Genomic DNA, 879 nt, shown 5'->3' on the forward strand with positions numbered 1-879 from the left:
TATTTTATTATAAGAAAAAGTTTAAACAGCTTCATAGTTCAACAATAAAGCGCAAAGATACAAAAAAAATATTTTATAAGTAACAAAGCATAAAAAAGGTTGCCCAGACTTCTGAGCAACCTTTTTCTATATTCTATTAGATGATTAACTTCCTAAGGTATACCAATGTACGCCTATCAAATATTGAAACTCCGCTGAAAACGACAACCGTACGGCAACTACCAGCAGAAAAGTCAATGCCGATAAGCCTATCTTCTGGTACGTCTTGCTCACGGTGGCAATGAGCATTCCTAATAAAAAAGCTGCCCCTGTGCTCACAATATAAATCAGAGCTAAACTGAAATGTGCATCAGGCAGACTCCCTGCAATAAGCATTAACCCCGTAAACGGAAGAACAATGCGTAAGGCACTTTGTAGGCATTCTTGGGGTCTCTCTCTTACAAAGAGATAACTCATAATCACTACCCCTATTAAGTACAGGGGTAGGGTTACCAAATGATCTCCATAGGCTATTGAATTTATAAACAAGTAAAGTGCAATAGCTGAGATAAGTTCTAAAAAGATTTGTACTGACTTTTTCATAATAAAAATGATTAATTATGGGAGTATTAGTTCTTCTCCCCACGCTGGCATATATGCACTTTCGTGTAGAAACTTAGACCTTGCAGTTCACACCCAAGCCAAACGCCAACAACGTGTATGACTACCATCCAATTGAACGCAAGACATATCTAACTTTCTTTTCTTCTTACTTAATAGATTCAACCATACTCGCTGAAAACTACCATCTTTACTCCATTTATTGAAGTAGTAATAGACATTTTGCCAAGAGATTTCACCTTTTTCAAAATAGACCTCAATTGGAAGTTCTCTCCATTG

General features: G+C 36.6%; 2 protein-coding genes. Both read right to left on the reverse strand.

What is annotated here, in order from left to right:
- Nucleotides 1–144: 144 nt before the first annotated feature.
- Nucleotides 145–582, reverse strand: coding sequence for a hypothetical protein (locus tag HMPREF9075_RS05895; RefSeq protein WP_009415574.1), 438 nt, complete (start codon nt 580–582; stop codon nt 145–147).
- Nucleotides 583–669: 87 nt separating this feature from the next.
- Nucleotides 670–879 (reverse strand): transposase (locus HMPREF9075_RS13835; RefSeq protein WP_009415575.1); only part of this gene is annotated, 210 nt, incomplete at its 5' end.

It is taken from the genome of Capnocytophaga sp. oral taxon 332 str. F0381 (assembly GCF_000318275.2).
Lineage (GTDB): Bacteria > Bacteroidota > Bacteroidia > Flavobacteriales > Flavobacteriaceae > Capnocytophaga > Capnocytophaga bilenii.